Below are 17,107 nucleotides of genomic sequence, written 5' to 3'. Positions count from 1 at the left end.
GTTCGATGGAAAGACGCTCGCTCCGGGCGGTTGGTTGCCGAGGCGTTGGCGTGACCGATCTCAAGCGGGCACCGGTCGGCCATGGGTCGGGTATCGGTCAGGCACTTTTACGGGCAGAGCCGACCAATCAAGATCACTCGCGGGTGGGCGGCGGGCGTGTTGTCAGTGGCAGGTGCGAGGATGCCTTCAGTACTGGCCGACGTGCCCGTGTGCGGTGGGGGAATCTGCGGTGGGGGGACCGCGGCACAGCCTCGCCTTCCGCGCGGGCGCCTGCGCGGAAGGGACCGCTGACGGCGATGCAGATCCGGCTGACCGTCGTAGACCCGCTGGGCCCGCCCTCGGAGCCGCGGGGACGTGCCGCGGCCTGCGATGTGCTGGTCACCGCTCCCGCCGGGACGGCGCTGGCGGCGGTGGCATCGGGCCTGGCCGCGGCGGTCGGCGGGGACGGGGGCACCGCCCCGCTCGGGGGAGGCCCGGTCGTGCTGTACGCGGGCGTCGAGCGGCTCGACGGGCAGCGCTGCACACTGGGTGAGCCGCCCCTGACGGACGGCGCCGTGCTGTCCCTGGGCGCCCCCGCGGAGCCCGGTCCGGACGTGGACGACGTCGCGGCCCAGCTCCATGTCGTCGCGGGCCCCGACGCGGGCGGCGTCCACCTCCTGCACGGCGGCCGGATCCAGATCGGCCGCTCCGCCGACGCGGACGTCCCCCTGGACGACCCGGACGTCTCCCGCCTGCACTGCGCGGTCACGGTCACCCCCGAGGGCCGCGTCTCGGTCGCCGACCTGGGTTCCACGAACGGCACGACGCTGGACGGCACCCGCGTGGGCACCCGCCCCGTCCGCCTCGCACCGGGCGCGCTCCTGCGCGTCGGCGAGTCCGCCCTGCGGCTGGCTCCGCCCGGCGGCGCGGGTTCCGTGCGGACGACGCCCGACGGGGAGGGCCATGTCCGGGTGGCCACGGGGACCGCCACCGGGACCGAGGCCCGCCCGAAGTCGCCATCCGCTGGGGCGTCTGCGTCTGTCGTGCCGCACGCGCGCGTGGGGGGCACCTCCGGCGCGGACACCCCACCCGGCGGTGACACACATCACGCGTACGGAGTGGCGGAGTGGGGGGCCTCGGGCGGCGTCCCCGGGACGCGGGAGCGCGGCCCGGCGGTGCCGGAGCAGGGCAGCGCACCCCGAATCGAGAGCCGCCTGCCCGACCCGCCCACCGAGGCCGCCCCCACCAAGGCCGCTCCCGACGCGGCAGCGACCGGAGCCACGGCCGCCCCCGACACCGGCACCCGAAAAGGCACTCCCCCGCGGGGCACGGACGTTCCGCCGGGGGTACGGAAGCGGGGCGGGCTCGGCGCCTGGGCGCGGCGGCTGGCCGGTGGCCGTGGAGAAGCGGCAGGCACCGGGCCCGACGGGTACGACGGGTACGACGACGGGGAGTACGCGGCCGCGATGCCCGCGGCAGCAGCCCCGTTGGCGGCGCGGGCGCCGGAGAGCTGGCCCGATCCCGCGGCGCTGCTGCTCACCGCACTCGGACCGGGTCCGCGCCTCTGGGAGCGCGGACCGGGACACCCGGAGGCGCTGACGGTGCGGCTGGGCACGGCCGACCGGGCGGCGCCCGGCGGTGCGGGGCTGCTGTCCGCGGTGCCGGTGACGGCGGACCTGCGGGAGGTCGGCGCGCTGGGCCTGGCCGGGCCCCGGACGCGCCTGGCGGGGCTGGCCCGCTCGGTCGTGGCGCAGCTCGCCGCGCTGCACTCCCCCGACGCCCTCGAGATCGTCCTGATCAGCACGGACCGCTCCCGCACGGTCGAGGAGCGCACCGCCGAGTGGTCCTGGCTCGGCTGGCTCCCCCACCTCCGCCCCGCCCACGGCCAGGACTGCCGTCTCCTCCTCGCCTACGACCGCGAACAGGCGACGGCCCGCACGGCCGAACTCCTCCGCCGCTTGGAGGACCACCTGTCGGACACGGCCGGCATCGACGGTTCGGGCACCAGGCCCAGGCCGTACGACAAGGCCGACCACATCCCCCTGGACGCCGGCGGCGATGTACGGGGCGGAGCGCACCGGCCTTCCTGGGCGCGCGACGAGGACCCGACGCCCGGCGCCTTCGACGGGCCGTACACGGTCCTCGTGGTGGACGGGGACCCCGGCGGTGCCGACGTCCGGGAGGCCGTGGTGCGGCTGGCGCACGAGGGGTCGCGGGCCGGTGTCCACGTGGTGTGCCTGGCCGAGACGTCACCGGCGTCGCCCGCGTCGCCGGTGACGGAGACGTACGAGGCGGCGGGCGAGGCGTCACCGGCGTTCCGGGAGTGCGGGGCGGTGGCGCTGCTCAGCGGGGACGTGGCGACGGCGCTGCGGTTGCTGCGGGTGGCGTCGGGCGGGCCCGTGGGGCACGGCACCGTCGCCGCCGTGGACGCGGTGTCACCGGCCTGGGCCGAGCGCTTCGCACGCGCGCTCGCTCCCCTGCGTGCGGACGGCACGCACGCCGACCGGCACACACGCGTATCGGCTCCATTGCCCCAAATGGCACGCCTGTTGGACGAGTTGGGACTTGCCAGAGCCACCCCGGCCTCGCTGATGGCGCGTTGGGCGGACGCGGCGGACGACGCGGAGGCGCTCGGCGGACGCGGCCGGGCGGTCCTCGGCGCGGGCCCGCGCGGACCGGTCGCCGTGGATCTCCCCGCCGAGGGCCCGCATCTGCTGATCGAGGGCTCACCGGGCAGCGGCCGTACGGAACTCCTTCGCTCCATCGCCGCGTCTTTGGCCGCCGCGGAGCGACCGGACCGGCTCGGGATCGTGCTCGTGGACGGACGCGACAGCACCGGGGGCCATGGCGCGGGGCAAGGGGGCGAGGGGCTCCGTGTCTGTACGGACCTCCCGCACGTCACCACCCACCTCACCGCCAACGACCCCGTGCGCATGCGGGAGTTCGCCCAGTCCCTCAGCGCCGAGCTGAAGCGGCGGGCCGAGCTGCTCGGGCGACTCGACTTCGCGGAGTGGCACACCCGGCGCGAGGTGTCGCCCCGGATCGTCGCCCAGCGCACACCCAAGCCCCCCGTCGGCTCGTCGCCGGGAGCCCCCTCCGGAGCCGCGGATCTCGACACAGCGCCCAGCTCGACGCTGCGCCTGCGCCCCGCGGCGACCCGGGAGCGCACCGAGCCGGGCCCCCCGCTCGCCCGCCTCGTCGTCATGGTCGACGACCTGGACGCGCTGCTCTCCCCCGCGCTGGGATCACCGGGACGGCCCGCGGCCGGTTCGGTCGTACGGGCCCTGGAAGCCGTTGCCCGCGAGGGCGACCGCCTCGGGGTCCACCTCGTGGCGACCGCCATGGACGACGGCCGAACGGCCACCACCGAACTGGGCCGCGCCGCCGCGCTCCGCGTCACCCTCGACCCACCGTCGCCGGGTGCGGACGAACCGGCCCCCGGCCGCGGCCGCCTCTCCACCCCCGACGGCCGCCTCACCCCCTTCCAAGCCGGCCGCGTCACCGGCCGCATCCCCCGCACCGCCACCCTCCGCCCCACAGTCGTCCCCCTGGACTGGCACCGCATGGGCGACCCCCCGGCCCGCCGCCCGGTCCGCGAACTCGGCAACGGTCCGACGGACTTGGCGCTCCTGGCCAGCGCGTTGGAGCGGGCGGCACGCTCGGTGGCGGCTGTTGAGGTGCCGTCGTTGCTCTGACCGGAGTGACATGGAAGAACTCGGTTGAGGTGAGCGGTCCACCCTCCACACTCGCCCGTGACGGTCGAGGTCTCCGCTCCGCACGGTCCGGCCGCCTAACAGTCGCCCTGGACGAGAGCGTGGAGGTGCTGGTCGTGCCAGCCGTCCGTGTGGAGCAGCGCGCCGCGCATGGTGCCCTCGAGGGAGTATCCGGCCTTGGCCGCCACTCGGCAGGATGCCGGGTTGGTCACCGAGTGGCACAGTCGCAGGCGATGCAGGCCGAGGTCGCCCAGGGCCCACCGGCTGACGCGTCGCACGGCCTCGGCGACGACACCTCCGCCCCGGGCCGCGGGAAGGAGCCAGTAGACGATCTCGGCGCTGCCGCCCCGCAGGTCGATGTCGTTCCACCCGATGAGCCCTGTGGCCTTGCCGCCGCCCGGCCCGGCGATGGCCCAGATCGCGCTCGTCTCGGCGTGCCAGCGCTCGTGCATGCGCTCGATCCTTTTGCGCGCGTCGTCCGGCGACTCCACGTGCAGGAGGTTCCATTGGCGAATCGCCGGATCCTGGCCGGCGGCCACCAGGACGTCGGCGTCGGTGACGCGCCATGGACGTAGTTCCAGCCCGCCGGGAAGACTGAGCACCGGCTGTCCCTTCCGGGCCATCCGGCCTGCGGGAACGACGGGGGATATGGGCGAGTTGGAGATCATCTCGGCATCGTGGCACAGCGTTCGGACGCGCGAGATCCGAATATCGCGCGTCGTGATGTGACCGCGTGGGTGAGCCGTATCGCCCAACCCGCGCGTCGGATGCCACTGCAAACGAGGGCGGCGCACGTCACGACCCAATCACGATCACTCACTTGACAGCGCGGGTGCTCTTGCCGCACTCCAGCCCTCAGGCGTAGACCAGACCGCACGGGACAGCTTCGGACGTTCGACGACGAACGAAGAACGGGGCATTAATGCGCAGCACTCTTCGTACACGCAGGTCGCCCAACAGCTCGACAGACTCGACACGCAGGTCATCCAGGGCCGCACAAGCAGCCGCAGCCCTCGTCATTGTCGGCGCGCTCACCCTCACCGCATGCGGCGGGGACAGCGGCGACAAGAGCGGCAACGACGGGGAGGAAAGCAGCGCCAGTAGCGGCGGCAGCACCCTCACCCTCCCCAAGCTCGACGGCGAGAGCCTCGAGGTGGCGGCCGTATGGACCGGCCCCGAGCAGGCCAACTTCAAGAAGGTGCTCGCGGAGTTCGAGAAGCGGACCGGCGCGAAGGTCACCTTCGTACCCGCACAGGACCCGATCATCAACTTCCTCGGCTCGAAGATCGCGGGCGGTGCGCCGCCGGACGTCGCGATGCTTCCGCAGGTCGGCGCCATCAAGCAGGCCGTGGAGAAGAAGTGGGCCAAGCCGGTCGGCGCGGACGCGCAGGCTCAGCTCGCCAAGAACTACTCACAGGGCTGGCAGGACCTGAGCAAGATCGACGGCGAGCAGTACGGCGTCTACTTCAAGGCCGCCAACAAGTCGCTGGTCTGGTACAACACGCAGGTCTTCGAGAACGCCGGGGTGACGGAGCCCAAGACCTGGGACGAGTTCCTCTCCACCGCCCAGACCGTCTACGACTCCGGTGTCACCCCCGTCTCCGTCGGCGGCGCGGACGGCTGGACCCTCACCGACTGGTTCGAGAACATCTACCTCTCCCAGGCTGGGCCCGAGAAGTACGACCAGCTCGCCGCGCACGAGATCAAGTGGACGGACCCGTCCGTGAAGGACGCGCTGACCACACTCGCCCAGCTGTGGGGCAACGAGGACTACATCGCGGGCGGCGCGGACGGCGCGCTGCAGACGGAGTTCCCGGCGTCGGTGACGCAGACGTTCACCGGCGGTGACCAGCCGAAGGCGGGCATGGTCTTCGAGGGCGACTTCGTGGGCGTCAACATCGCGGAGACGGAGGCGAAGATCGGAACGGACGCGAAGGTGTTCCCGTTCCCGGCGGTGGGCGACAAGGCGCCTGTCGTCAGCGGTGGCGACGCGGCCGTACTGCTGAAGGAGTCGAAGGCGGGGCAAGCCCTGCTCACCTTCCTCGCCTCGCCCGACGCCGCGACGATCTGGGCCGGGCTCGGCGGCTACCTCTCCCCCAACAAGAACGTGGCCAACTCCGCGTACCCGAACGCCGTCCAGCAGTCCATGGCGAAGGCCCTGATCGCCGCGGGCGACGACTTCCGCTTCGACATGTCCGACCAGGCCCCGCAGGCCTTCGGCGGTACGCCCGGCAAGGGAGAGTGGAAGGTCCTGCAGGACTTCCTGAAGAACCCGAAGGACGTGGCAGGGGCACAGGCGAAGCTGGAGGCCGACGCGGCCGCGGCCTACAAGGGCTGATCCGGCGATGACGTCGGCAACGGCGGGAGGAGCCACCCCGGCTCCTCCCGCGCCCGGAAAACACAAGAGCGTGACCGGCACCCGCAGGACCGTGGCAGTGCTCTTCCTGCTGCCCTGTCTCGTGCTGCTCGGCGCGCTCGTGGTCTACCCGATCGGGTACTCGATCGTCCGCAGCTTCTACGACCAGTCCGGCGACGGGTTCGCCGGAATCGACAACTACAAGTCCCTGTTCACGGACGACGGCATCCGCACCGCCCTGAAGAACAACATCATTTGGGTCGTGTTCGCGCCCACCGTCGCGACCGCGCTCGGACTCGTCTTCGCGGTGCTCACCGAACGGGTGCGCTGGGGCACGGCGTTCAAGCTCGTCATCTTCATGCCGATGGCGATCTCGATGCTCGCGGCGGGAATCATCTTCCGGCTGGTGTATGACCAGGACCCGGAGAAGGGGGTCGCGAACGCGGTCTGGGTGGGGGTGCACGACACGTTCGCCGAGTCATCGGCGTTCCCGAAGGCCCACCCGGGACGGCAGTCGCCGCTCCAGCCGGACAAGGGCGGGTTCATCACCGGACAACCCGTCCAGGCCGGACAGTCCGTCACCCTCCCCCTCGTCGGTGTCGCCCCCGAACAGATGCCCGGCAGCGCGAAGGAGGCCGTACAGGCCGCGCCCGAGCCCGGCAAGGTCACCGGTACGGCCTGGCAGGACTTCACCCGCGGCAAGGGCGTCGGGAAGCTCGGCCAGGTCGACACGGGCGAGCTCGGCTACGCGGGGATGAAGGTCGAGGCCGTCAAGGACGGCAAGGTGGTCGACTCCACGAAGGTCGCCGGCGACGGCACCTTCACACTCTCGGACAAGGCCGACGGGGCCCAACTCCGGCTTCCGGCAAGCAACTTCCGGGAGCCCTACAACGGCCTCGACTGGCTCGGCCCGTCCCTGGTCACGCCGGCCATCATCGGCTCGTACATCTGGATGTGGGCGGGTTTCGCGATGGTGCTGATCGCGGCGGGGCTCGCGGGCGTGCCGCGTGAGCTCCTGGAGGCCGCCCGGGTCGACGGCGCCAACGAGTGGCAGGTCTTCAGAAGGGTCACCGTGCCGCTGCTCGCACCCGTGCTCGCGGTCGTCGCCGTCACCTTGATGATCAACGTGCTGAAGGTGTTCGACCTGGTCTTCATCATCGCGCCGGGCTCGTCCCAGGACGACGCCAACGTGCTGGCCCTGGAGCTGTACCGCAAGGGCTTCTCGGAGGACCAGCCGGGCATCGCGAGCGCCATCGCGGTGTTCCTGCTGCTGCTCGTGATCCCGGTGATGCTGTTCAACATCCGCAGGCTCAGGCGGGAGGTGCGGCGATGAGCACGCCGAGCAAGCAAGGCGCGCAAGGCGAGCAGAGCGCGCGCAAGGCCAAGTCCTCCCTCGGCTCCCGGCTCGCGAGCGGCGTCAGCGGCGGGATCGTACGCGTCGTCCTGCTCCTCGTCGGCCTGTTCTGGCTGGTGCCGACCATCGGGCTGCTGCTGTCCTCGCTGCGCAGGCCGGAGGACATGAACGCGTCCGGCTGGTGGAAGGTGTTCAGCGAGCCCTCGCAGCTCACCGTGGACAGCTACCAAAAGCTCCTGGAGAACAGCGACATCACCGACTCGCTGGTGAACACCGTGCTGATCACGGTCCCGGCGACCGTCCTCGTCGTGGTCATCGGCTCGCTCGCGGGCTACGCCTTCGCCTGGATGGAGTTCCCCGGCCGCGACTGGTGGTTCCTGGGCGTGGTCGGCCTGCTGGTCGTCCCCGTACAGGTGGCGCTGATCCCGATCGCCGAACTCTTCGGAAACATCGGCGTCTTCGGCACGATCTTCGGCGTCATCCTCTTCCATGTGGGCTTCGGCCTGCCCTTCGCGGTGTTCCTGCTGCGGAACTTCTTCGCGGAGATCCCGAGGGAGCTGCTGGAGGCGGCGAGGCTCGACGGCGCGGGTGAACTACGGCTGTTCGTACGGGTCGTGATGCCGCTCGGCGGTCCCGCGATCGCGTCTCTCGGCATCTTGCAGTTCCTGTGGGTGTGGAACGACATGCTGGTCGCGCTGGTGTTCTCCGACTCGGGCAGCCAGCCGATCACGGTCGCACTGCAGACCCAGGTACGTCAGTTCGGCAACAACATCGACGTGCTGGCGCCGGGCGCCTTCATCTCGATGGTGATCCCGCTGGCGGTGTTCTTCGCGTTCCAGCGGCAGTTCGTGTCCGGCGTGATGGCGGGCGCGGTGAAGTAGACCGACAGCAGCAGCATTTCAGGGGCGGGCCGGACACCGGCCCGCCCCTCGCCCGTCACCGCGACAACCCCGCGCGTTCACCCGTACATCCCCCGTATGCCACATCTGGCGTAACCAAGTCACCCCTTCGGCCGTTTCCGCGCAGTATGCCCGCGCCGACCCATGGATGTGCCTTGCCCAGGTTCAGTGTCATCGTCCCCGCGTACAAGGTTCAGGCGTACCTGCACGAGTGCCTTGAATCCGTCCTCGAGCAGTCGTACCCCGATCTCGAACTGATTGCCGTCGACGACCACTCGCCCGACGCCTGCGGGGCGATCATCGACGAGTTCGCCGCCCGCGACGCCCGCGTCCGTCCCGTACACCTGCCCGAGAACGTCGGCCTGGGCCGCGCCCGCAACGCGGGCCTCGAACGCGCCACCGGCGACTATCTGATCTTCCTGGACAGCGACGACACGCTCACCCCGGACGCCCTGCGCGCGATCGCCGACCGGCTGAAGGAGACTGCCGAACCGGACGTCCTCGTCTACGACTACGCGCGCACGTACTGGAGCGGCAGGACTGTCCGCAACCAGTTCGCGGAGCAGCTCACCGAGCAGGGCCCGGCGCCCTTCCCGCTGGACGACCGGCCGGGACTGCTCAAGGTCCTGATGGTGGTCTGGAACAAGGCGTACCGCCGCGAGTTCGTCGAGCGCGAGGGCTTCACCTTCCCGCCCGGCCACTACGAGGACACCCCCTGGACCTATCCGGTGCTGGTCTCCGCCGAGACCATCGCCACCCTGGATCGCGTGTGCGTCCACTACCGCCAGCGCCGGCACGGCAACATCCTCGGCACCAGCAGCCGCAGCCACTTCGACATCTTCGAGCAGTACGACCGTGTCTTCGCGCATCTCGACGCGCACCCGGAGCTGGCCGCCCGCTGGCGCCCGGTCCTGTTCCGCCGGATGGTCGACCACCTCTCGACGGTGTTCACCAGGCGCGACCGGCTGCCGCGCGGCACCCGCGCCGAGTTCCTCCGCAAGGCTCGCACCCACTACCGCCGTTACCGCACGCCGGGCGCCCCCGTCCGCCCGCGCACCCGCGTCCGGCACGCCCTGGTCCGGCTCGGCACGCACCGCACGTACCGCCTGCTGTCGCTGGCCTCGCACGCGCGGAAAAAGTCCCTGCGCCGCATGAAAGAACTGCTTCGCGCCACACGCGGCGCCGCCCTGCAGTTCCACTACCGCGTCCAGCTCCGTCTTCCCCTGCGCGCCGACCGCGCCGTCTTCTCCAGCTACTGGGGGCGCGGCCACGGCTGCAATCCGGGCGCCCTGGAGTCGGCGTTCCGCAATCTCGCCCCGCACATCCGCACCGCGTGGATCGCGCACCCCGAGCACCATCACACGATCCCGCCCGCGACGCGCAGGCTGCGGCCCGGTACGACGGCGTACTGGACGGCACTCGCCCGCTCCAAGTACCTCGTGAACAACGTCAACTTCGACCGCCGGCTGGTCAAGCGCAGCGGCCAGATCATGATCCAGACGCAGCACGGCACCCCGCTCAAGCACATGGGCCTCGACCTCCAGGACCGCCCGGCCTCCGCCCGCGACACGGACTTCGCCGAGCTGCTGCGCAGCGCCGACAAGTGGGACTACTGCCTGTCCGGCAACCGCCACTCCACCCTGGTGTGGGAGCGGGTCTTCCCGGCCGCGTTCACGACGCTGGAGTACGGGCTCCCCCGCAACGACGTCTTCCAGCGGGCGACTTCGGCGGATGTGTCCCGGCTGCGCGCGTCCCTCGGCATCCCCGAGGCCGCCGTCGCCCTGCTGTACGCGCCCACGTACCGCGACTACCGCCGCACCCAGCGCCTCGGCCTCGACCTGGAGCGCGTCCTGCGCCGGCTCGGCCCCAGCTTCGTCGTGCTGACCCGGGCCCACCCCTCGTACGCCGCCCCGCTCACCCACACCCCCGGTGCCCGGCTCATCGACGTCTCCGACCACCCGAGCGTCGAGTCCCTGTGCCTCGCCTCGGACGCGCTGATCACCGACTACTCGTCCCTGATGTTCGACTACGCGGCCCTCGACCGGCCGATCGTCATCCACGCGGACGACTGGGAGGCGTACGAGGCGTCCCGCGGCACCTACTTCGACCTGCGCGCCTTCCCGCCGGGCGCGGTGGCGCGCAGCGAGGACGAGCTGATCGACATCTTCTCGACCGGCCATTGGCGCGGCTCCCGCTCGTCGCAGCTGCGGGCCACGTTCCGCGAACGGTTCTGCCCGTACGAGGACGGGCGCGCCGCCGAGCGGGTGGTCCGCCATGTCGTGCTGGGCGAGCGGGGCGGGCTGCCGCGAGCCGTGCCGCTCGCGCAGCTGCATCCGGTCCCGTCGGCCGCCGCGGCCCGCCCGGACGCCCCCCTCACGACCGTCCCCGCGCCCGGCGGCGCCCCCGTCGCCGAGACCTTCTGAGCGGGAGCGGGCATGCCTTCCAGCCCATCGCGGCCCACGCCGACCCGGCCCACCACGTGGCGGCCCGCCGGGCGGCCGGGGCGATGAAGTCCCTGACCAGCGTTCCCTGAGCGTTTCCGTGAGCGTTCGTGAAAGAAAGAGCAGAATGCCCCGCTTCAGCGTCATCGTGCCCACTCATGGAGTCGCCGGACGACTGGCCGACGCGCTGGACTCGGTCCTCGCCCAGTCCTTCGGCGACCTCGAGCTGATCCCGGTCTGCGACGGGCTGGACTCCCCGGGGGGCGAGGTCGTCGCCGGGTACGCCGCGCGGGACTCCCGGGTCGTCCCGGTGTACTCGCCGCCGTCGTGCGGTCTGGGCGCGGCGCGCAACACGGGGCTCGGGGTGGCGAGGGGCACGTATCTGCTCTTCCTCGACGGCGACGACGTCCTGGTGCCGGGCGCGCTGGCAACCCTGGACGCCGAGCTCCGGCACGGCGCGGACGTCCTCTACTTCGAGCACGAGCGGGTCCACTGGTGGTCCGGCGCGGCGGCCACGCCCCCGCTTCCGCCGACACCCCGAGGGGTGTTCGCCCCGGACCGGGCGCCGCAGCTCACCGGCGCGATTGTCCCGGCGTGGAGTGCGGCCTACCGCCGCGCCTTCCTCCTGGAACACCGACTCACCTTTCCCGACGGGCATTTCACGGACCTCGGCTGGGGCGGCCTGGTGACCGTGGCCGCCGGGCGGGTGGCGGTGCTGCGCTCGGTCGTCGTACGGCATCTGCTGCGGCGGCAGGGCAGCAAGCTGAACGCACCGGGTGAGCAGCAGCTCGACCTCCTCGACCAGATCGACCTGGTGATGCGGACAGCCGCCGAACAGGGGCTGCCCGACGAGCGGTCACGAGCGTTGTTCGATCATTTCTTCACCGTCGTCCTGAAGACGGCCGCCCACCCGAACCGACTGCCCGCGCGCCACCGCCGGGCCTTCTTCCGCTGCGCGGGCGGGCTCTACCGGTGCCATCGCCCGGCCGGGTTCCAGCCGCCGGCGGGCAGTGTCGGAGTGCAGCACCGGCTGCTCGCGGCCGGGGCGTACAGCGTCTTCCGGGCGCTGCGCGGCGCCAACCGGGCGGCGGCGAAGGCGGTACGAAGGGTGCCGCGCCCGAGGATGCCGCGCACCCGCGCCCGCTACGCCGCGCACCTGCGCCGCGCCCTCGACGAGAACCTGGCCGTGTACTGCGCGTACTGGGGCCGCGGCTACGCCTGCAACCCGGCCGCGATCCACGCCAAGGCCCGCGAACTCGCCCCGCACATCCGCTCGGTGTTCCTGGTCGAGCCCGACGCGGTGGATGAGCTGCCGAAGGGCGTCGACCACGCGGTGATCGGCAGCCGCCGCTACTGGGAGGTGCTGGCCCGCGCCAAGTACTTCATCAACAACGCCAACTTCGCGGACGGTGTCGTCAAGCGCCCCGGCACCGTGCACGTACAGACCCAGCACGGCACCCCGCTGAAGAAGATGGGCGTCGACCAGTCGACGTATCCCGTGGTGGCCGCCGCGACCGGCAGCTTCACCAGGCTGCTGAACCGCGTGGACCGCTGGGACTACAACCTCTCCTCCAACCGCCACTCCACCCAGATGTGGGAGCGGGCCTTCCCTGGCACGTACGAGGCCCTGGAGTACGGCTATCCGCGCAACGACGTCTACTACACGGCGACCGCCGACGACGTGGCCCGCGTGCGCGAGCGGCTGGGCGTCCCCGAGGGCAGGACGGCCCTCCTCTACGCGCCCACACACCGCGACCACAGCACCGGTTTCGACGCCCGGCTCGACCTGGAGGCGTTCTGCGAGGAGATCGGTGACGAGTTCGTCGTCCTGCTGCGCGCCCACTACTTCTACGACGAGGGTCGCGGAAGGAGCAGCGGCCGGATCATCGACGTGACCCGGCACCGCTCCTCGGAGGACGTCTGTCTGGCCGCTGACGTGCTGATCACGGACTACTCGTCGATCATGTTCGACTATGCCAACCTCGACCGCCCGATCGTCGTGTACGCGGACGACTGGGAGGTCTACCGGGAGACGCGGGGCGTCTACTTCGACGTGACGCAGGCACCGCCGGGCCCGGTGGTCCGCACCCCCGAGGAGCTCGCGCGGGTCTTTGGCGACCGTTCCTACGCGGACGAGTCCGCGCGGCGTCTGCGGGCCGAATTCCGGGCGCGGTTCTGCCAGTTCGACGACGGAAGGGCCGCCGAGAGGGTCGTACGGAGAGTGCTGCTGGGCGAGCCGCCCGAGGCGATCCCCCCGGTGGTCCCGCTCGCCGAGCGCGTTGTGGCCCCCGCCGCGTCCACCCTCGTAAGGAGCTGACGTGCCGCGCTTCAGCATCATCGTGCCCGTCTTCAAGGTGCAGGGCTTTCTGCGCGAGTGCCTCGACTCGGTCCTGGACCAGTCGTACCCGGACCTCGAGGTCATCGCCGTCGACGACTGTTCGCCGGACGGCTGCGGCGCGATCCTCGACGAGTACGCGGCCCGCGACCCGCGCGTACGGGTGCTGCACCTGCCTCGGAACGTGGGGCTCGGCCCGGCCCGGAACGCCGGAATGCCGTACGCCACCGGGGACTTCCTCTTCTTCCTCGACAGCGACGACACGCTCACGCCGGGCGCCCTGCGCGCCATCGCCGACCGCCTGGACGAGACCGCCGACCCGGACGACCCCGACGTCCTCGTATTCGACTACGCGCGAACGTACTGGTGGGGCGGTACACGCCGGAACGTCCTCGCACGCGTCCTGGCGGAGGGGGGCGACGGCACCTTCGCGGCCGCCGAACACCCGGAGATCCTGGACCTGTTGATGGTCGCGTGGAACAAGGTCTATCGCCGCGAGTTCGTCCGGCGCGAGGACTTCGCCTTCCCGCCCGGCTATTACGAGGACACGCCCTGGACGTTCCCGGTCATGCTCAGCGCGGAGCGCATCGCCACGCTGGACCGGATCTGCCTGGCCTACCGGCAGCGGCGTCAGGGCAGCATCCTGTCCACCACCAGCCGCAAGCACTTCGACATCCACGACCAGTACGAGCGGGTCTTCGCGTTCGTCGACTCCCGCCCGGCACTAGCGAGTTGGCGCCCGTATCTGCATCGCAGGATGGGCGAGCACTGCCTGGACATCCTCTCCAAGCCGGACCGGCTGCCCGAGTCCGACAAGGCCGAGTTCTTCCGGCGTACGGCCGCCCTCTTCCGCGAGCACAGGAGCGGGCCGGTGCCGAGCGATCTGCGCGTCCTGGAGGGCGGTTACGTCCGCTATCGCGCCCGGAGGCAGGCGGATCAGCTGGGCGGGAATCTCGGCCGGCGCGGGCGGCAGGCACGCAAGGCGACCGTCACCCGCATCAAGCGCGGCTGGTCCGCCGTGCACGCACACCGCTCGCTGGACCCGAACTTGGCGGTCTACTCGGCGTTCTCGCACCGCGGGGTGCTCGGCGACCCGGGCGCGATCCACCGTGCGGCGCGTGAACTCGCCCCGCACATCCGCTCGGTGTGGGTGGTGCGCGAGGACCAGGTGCCGCTGCTGCCGCCCGGCATCGAGTACGTCACCCCGGACTCGCCGCGCTACCGCCAAGTGACCGCCCGGGCCACGTACTTCGTCAACAACGTCAACTGGCCCGGCACGCTCGTCAAACGCCCCGGCAGCGTCCACATCCACACCCACCAGGGCACCCCGCTGAAGTACATGGCGGCCGACCTGCTGGACAAGCCCGGCGCCCGGCACGGCTTCGACGTACCGGGGATGCTGCGCCGCGCCGACCGCTGGGACTACAGCCTGGTCGCCAACCGCCACTCCGAGCTGGTCTGGGACCGCGCCTACCCCTGCCACTTCACCTCGCTGCGCACCGGCAGCCCCCGCAACGACGTACTCGTCCACGGGAAGCCGGATGACGAGATCCGCGCCCGCCTGGGCATCCCCGCCGACCACACCGTGGTCCTGTACGCGCCGACGCGCCGCGACTACGTCCGGGGCGGGTACGCCGACCGTATCGACCTCGCCCGGTTCGCCGACGACCTCGGTGCGGGCCACACCCTCGTCGTCCGCCTGCATCCGTCGCTCGCGGACGGCCCGGCGCGCGGGATGGGCCTGGCGGAGCTGCACCGGCGCGGGGTTCTCGTCGACGCGACGGACGAGCCGCACGTCGAGGATCTGATGCTCGCCTCCGACGTGCTGGTCACGGACTACTCGGCCCTCCTGTTCGACTACGCCAACCTGGACCGGCCGATCGTGATCCACGCCGACGACTGGGGAGCGTACGCGGCGAGCCGTGGCGCCTACTTCGACATCACCGCCGACGCGGCGGGCCATGTCGCGCGCTCCTACCGGGAGTTGGCGTGGCTGTTCGGGTCCGGGACCTGGCAGGACGCGGAGTCGGCGCGGCTGCGGGCCGGGTTCCGGGCGCGGTTTTGCGCGTTCGACGACGGGCGGGCGGCCGAGCGGGTCGTGCGGACGCTGATGCTGGGCGAGCAGGTCATGGAGCAGGTGTCCGTCGTCGCCGTGCCGGCGCAGGCGGGACGCAACATCCTGACGTCGCCGTAAGGGTCCCGAGCGCAGGCCGCGGGGCGGTGGGGGCTGGTCGCGCCCACGCGGAGCCGCATATGCCACAGCCTCGCGCCCCTTGAGAGGCGCGAGGTGCGGGAGTCGGAAGGACGGGAACCTACTCGATGACGAGGTCGACCGGGATGTTGCCGCGGGTGGCCATGGAGTAGGGGCACACCTGGTGGGCCTGCTCGACGAGCTTGCGGCCGGTCTCCTGGTCCACGGTGTCGGGCAGCTCCACGCGCAGCGTGACCTTCAGGCCGAAGCCCTCTCCCTGCTTGCCGATGCCGACCTCGCCGGTCACCGCGGCGTCGCTGACGTCGACCTTCGCGGCGCGGCCGACGAGGCCGAGGGCGCTGGCGAAACAGGCGGCGTAACCGGCGGCGAAGAGCTGCTCGGGGTTGGTGCCCTCGCCGTTCCCGCCCAGCTCCACCGGCATGGCCAGCTGGAGGTCGAGCTTGCCGTCGGAGCTGATGGCGCGGCCGTCGCGGCCGTGGGTGGCGGTGGCGACAGCGGTGTAGATCGCGTCCATGGAGACCGTCCCTCTCAAGTCAAAGGATTGCTGGGGCAGCCGGTCCGACCGCCTCACGTCCTCAATTAGAGCACGCAATTCAATTGCACACAACTTAATGGCGAGCAAGAGCTATCCTGGATCCATGACCGCCATGCCGACCCCGAGCCCCCAGGCCCCGCCCCTGTCTCCCCCCGACGCCGACGGGGACTACCTCCGTCTCGACCAGCAGATCTGCTTCTCCCTGAACGCCGCGTCGCGCGCCTTCGGCAGCGTGTACCGGGTGATCCTCAAGGATCTGGGGCTCACCTACCCCCAGTACCTGGTGATGCTGGTGCTGTGGGAGCACGGAGAGCTGCCGGTGAAGAAGGTCGGCGAGCATCTGCGGCTCGACTCCGGGACGCTGTCCCCCCTGCTCAAGCGACTGGAGGCGGCCGGTCTCGTACGGCGTGAGCGCAGCGCCCGCGACGAGCGCTCCGTGCACGTCCACCTCACCGACGAGGGCATCGCCCTGCGCGAGCGCGCGCTGCGCGTGCCGCGCCGGGTCGTCGCCGCGACGAGCTTCGAGCTGGACGAGATCCGGGAGCTGCGGACGCGCCTGGACCGGCTGACGAGGGCGCTGGACGAGGCGGTTCTGGCTGACGGGGTCCTGGCGGAGCCGGCGGTGGACGAGGCGCCGCTGGACGAGGGGTCGCCGGACGAGGGGGCGCTGAACTAGCGCCGCCTGCCCTTCGCCCGGGCCGACGGGCCTCGCCCATGACGACGGTCGGCGTACGTACAAGCGCAGGGTGACGCCCTTGCGGACGAGTTGCTCGCGCAGGGTGAACGCCTCGTCGAGCAGGGCGAGTTTGGTTCGATCGGTCGCGGTCCGGGCGGACCAGGTCGGCTGCATCGCGAACGGTTCGGCGACCACCCACACACGGTCGAGCCGCTCAAGCCGGCGGCGCAGCTCGCCCGGGCCCGCCTCCTCCCCGTAGAGCGTCCCGGACGCGTGCGCGGGCGTCCTGAGCGCGATGTCGCGCACCCCGTGAAAGCCCTTCGGATAGGCCAGCGCCGACCGTCGCGCGAGCGACGGCAGGAACAACACCGGGTCGCCGGGCCGCAGTTCGCGCCCGGCGATGGCGGAGACCGCGGCGAGGTTGTCGGGACGGCGGTCGGGGGCACGGTCCTGGCGGAGCAGGGGAAACTGGACGGCGAAGGCGGCGGCGATGGCGAGGACACCGGCGAGACCGACGAACGGCAGCCGCGCCCGAGGCCTCACCAGCGGCGCTCTCGACGCCCGCCTCGACGCCCGCCTCGCCAACGGCAGCCGCGACACCGTCGCT

Annotated in this window: 10 protein-coding genes; 8 read left to right on the top strand and 2 right to left on the bottom strand. The window is 71.7% G+C overall.

All coding sequences use genetic code 11. The features are described from left to right. Positions 1-296: 296 nt before the first annotated feature. Positions 297-3,674: an FHA domain-containing protein gene (locus ACX28W_RS15170; RefSeq protein ID WP_458999461.1), complete on the top strand. Its 3,378-nt coding sequence runs from the start codon at positions 297-299 to the stop codon at positions 3,672-3,674. Between the two features lie 95 nt (positions 3,675-3,769). Here the strand turns inward: ACX28W_RS15170 and ACX28W_RS15165 are convergent, their stop codons facing one another. Further along, a complete protein-coding gene (locus tag ACX28W_RS15165; protein WP_458999460.1) occupies positions 3,770-4,360 on the bottom strand; it encodes a GNAT family N-acetyltransferase in 591 nt (196 codons plus the stop codon). A gap of 254 nt (positions 4,361-4,614) precedes the next feature. Here ACX28W_RS15165 and ACX28W_RS15160 point away from each other — a divergent pair, with 254 nt between their 5' ends. From ACX28W_RS15160 to ACX28W_RS15135, 6 genes are all read left to right on the top strand, one after another. After that, positions 4,615-6,030 (top strand): ABC transporter substrate-binding protein, encoded by a 1,416-nt coding sequence (locus ACX28W_RS15160; RefSeq protein ID WP_458999459.1) that lies wholly within the window; start codon positions 4,615-4,617, stop codon positions 6,028-6,030. A 70-nt stretch (positions 6,031-6,100) separates the two neighbouring features. Next, positions 6,101-7,381, top strand: coding sequence for a carbohydrate ABC transporter permease (locus tag ACX28W_RS15155; protein ID WP_458999458.1), 1,281 nt, complete (start codon positions 6,101-6,103; stop codon positions 7,379-7,381). Further along, positions 7,378-8,283: a carbohydrate ABC transporter permease gene (locus ACX28W_RS15150; RefSeq protein ID WP_458999457.1), complete on the top strand. Its 906-nt coding sequence runs from the start codon at positions 7,378-7,380 to the stop codon at positions 8,281-8,283. Before ACX28W_RS15155 ends, ACX28W_RS15150 begins: the two co-directional genes overlap by 4 nt. A gap of 173 nt (positions 8,284-8,456) precedes the next feature. Continuing rightward, positions 8,457-10,724, top strand: coding sequence for a bifunctional glycosyltransferase/CDP-glycerol:glycerophosphate glycerophosphotransferase (locus ACX28W_RS15145; RefSeq protein WP_458999456.1), 2,268 nt, complete (start codon positions 8,457-8,459; stop codon positions 10,722-10,724). A 145-nt stretch (positions 10,725-10,869) separates the two neighbouring features. Further along, on the top strand, positions 10,870-13,059 hold the full coding sequence (locus ACX28W_RS15140; protein WP_458999455.1) for a bifunctional glycosyltransferase/CDP-glycerol:glycerophosphate glycerophosphotransferase: 2,190 nt from the start codon (positions 10,870-10,872) through the stop codon (positions 13,057-13,059). Position 13,060: 1 nt separating this feature from the next. Then, positions 13,061-15,271 carry a bifunctional glycosyltransferase/CDP-glycerol:glycerophosphate glycerophosphotransferase gene (locus ACX28W_RS15135; RefSeq protein WP_458999454.1) on the top strand — a complete coding sequence of 737 codons (2,211 nt, stop codon included), beginning with the start codon at positions 13,061-13,063 and terminating at the stop codon, positions 15,269-15,271. A 118-nt stretch (positions 15,272-15,389) separates the two neighbouring features. On the opposite strand, the gene ACX28W_RS15130 is transcribed toward ACX28W_RS15135, so the two are convergent. Then, on the bottom strand, positions 15,390-15,803 hold the full coding sequence (locus ACX28W_RS15130; protein ID WP_458999453.1) for an organic hydroperoxide resistance protein: 414 nt from the start codon (positions 15,801-15,803) through the stop codon (positions 15,390-15,392). A 124-nt stretch (positions 15,804-15,927) separates the two neighbouring features. On the opposite strand from ACX28W_RS15130, the gene ACX28W_RS15125 reads away from it, so the two are divergent. Beyond that, positions 15,928-16,500, top strand: a complete 573-nt coding sequence (locus ACX28W_RS15125; RefSeq protein WP_458999588.1) for a MarR family winged helix-turn-helix transcriptional regulator — start codon at positions 15,928-15,930, stop codon at positions 16,498-16,500. Positions 16,501-17,107: the final 607 nt, after the last annotated feature.

The sequence above is a fragment of the Streptomyces sp. SD15 genome (assembly GCF_054462255.1).
This window is presented reverse-complemented; position numbering and strand designations above follow the sequence as displayed.